1 protein-coding gene is annotated in these 2,054 nt (G+C 45.9%); it reads left to right on the top strand.

Features of this window, described 5'->3' with window-relative positions:
* On the top strand, positions 1 to 2,054 hold a 2,054-nt coding region (locus B3Z75_RS12990), incomplete at both ends, for a glycoside hydrolase family 31 protein (RefSeq protein ID WP_349676041.1).

The following is a 2,054-nucleotide window of genomic DNA, read 5'->3' as shown; positions in this document are numbered from 1 at the left end:
CGGTGAACGACGAACCATCATCCTACGAGATATACACTTCCAGGCTCCGTATCAGGATGAACAAGAGCCCGATGCAACTACAGATTTTTGATAAATGGCAAAAACTGTTGTTCAGTGATTATAAGGAGATCGGTCACGTGTCTGACTCCACGGCGAAGAAAGCTTACAAGGTATTGCGAGACGACGAACAGTTTTTCGGCTTGGGAGAAAAGGCCGGGCCTCTCAATCGACGCGGACGGGAATACAAGATGTGGAACAGCGACCGCCCCTGCTACAGTGTAAACGAGGATCCGCTATATAAAAGTATACCCTTCTTTATGAGTAGTTACCAATATGGGATTTTCCTTGATAATACTTATAAAACAGAATTCAAATTTGGTACAGAGTCCAATGAATATTATTCGTTTGAGGCACCAGACGGAGCATTTGTCTATTACTTTATTTTCGGGAAAGATTATAAGGATATCCTGAGTCAGTATATCTCCCTGACAGGGAAACCTATTATGCCGCCTAAGTGGGCGTTTGGCTTCTCGCAAAGTCGTGGTCTTTACACGAAAGAAGCGCAGGCACTGGAGGTGGCTGCCGAATTCCGTAAGCGTCAAATTCCATGCGATATAATCTATCAGGATATCGGTTGGACACAATATTTGCAGAATTTTGAATGGAGAGAGGAAAATTACAACAATCCGAAGCAAATGCTCTCTACTTTAAATGAGCAAGGTTTTAAAGTGATTCTTTCACAGGATCCGGTGATCTCTCAAGCAAATAAGAAACAGTGGGCAGAAGCCGACAGTCTCGGTTATTTCGTAAAGGATTCCCGAACAGGGAAAGCGTATGATATGCCCTGGCCATGGGGAGGTAACTGTGGGGTGGTGGATTTTACCATTCCGGAGGTGACCGACTGGTGGGGTGAGTACCAGCAGAAACCATTAAATGATGGAGCTGCCGGATTCTGGACAGATATGGGCGAACCGGCATGGAGCAATGAGGAGGACATTGATCGACTTCATATGCGGCACCATATCGGTATGCACGGTGAGATTCACAATGTGTACGGACTGACCTGGGACAAGGTAGTAAAAGAGCAGTTTGAAAAGAGGAACCCGGGCAAACGGGTGTTCCAGATGACGCGTGCAGCTTATGCCGGACTCCAGCGCTATACCTTTGGCTGGAGTGGCGATAGCGGCAATGGCAATGATCTCCTCGAAGGGTGGGGGCAACTACGGAACCAGGTGGCGATCGGTATCTCTGCCGGATTGGGAGGTATTCCGTTCTGGACAACAGATATTTCTGGCTATTGCGGTGATATTACCGATTACCCGGCAACGGCAGAACTCTACACCCGGTGGATGCAGTTTGGCATTTTTAATCCATTGAGCCGTGCTCATCACGAAGGTGATAATGCGGTAGAACCTTGGATGTTTGGAGAAACAGCTGAGAAAAACAGCAAAGCTGCCATCGAATTGAAATATCAGCTCTTTCCTTACCTGTACACTTATGCCCGGAAGGCGCATGATACAGGATTGCCTATTATGAGGGGGCTGTTTATGGAATATCCCTACGACGAAGTGGCACTGAAGGTTGAAGATCAGTTTATGTTTGGTGAAGAACTGCTTGTAGCGCCGGTATTGAAAAAGGGAGAAAGGGTAAAGCGTCTCTATCTGCCCGAAGGGGAATGGATTGATTTTAACGACAAAAAAACCGTTTATTTGGGTGGACAGCAAATTGCTTATCGTGCATCTTTAAATGTGATTCCCATTTTTGTAAAGAAAGGCTCCATCGTCCCGATGATGCCGGTAATGCAATATATCCACGAAAAGAAAGACTATCCGTTGTTTATTCATATTTTTCCCGACTATGAAGATGAAACGGCAGAATTCGAACTCTATGAAGATGAGGGAGAGAACCTCGAGTATCTCGATAACATCGCTTCAAGAACGCGGTTTACCTGTACTACGCTGTCCGACGGATACCGTACGGAAATTGTACCGTCGGATAATGGATTCAAACAATCGGACAAAAGGAACATGATCCTGGCTTATCATCTCGATAAA

The organism is Proteiniphilum sp. UBA1028, from assembly GCF_002316955.1.
Classification (GTDB): domain Bacteria; phylum Bacteroidota; class Bacteroidia; order Bacteroidales; family Dysgonomonadaceae; genus Proteiniphilum.
The sequence above is the reverse complement of the archived record's forward strand: the minus strand, read 5'-3'. Positions and strand labels throughout refer to the sequence as shown.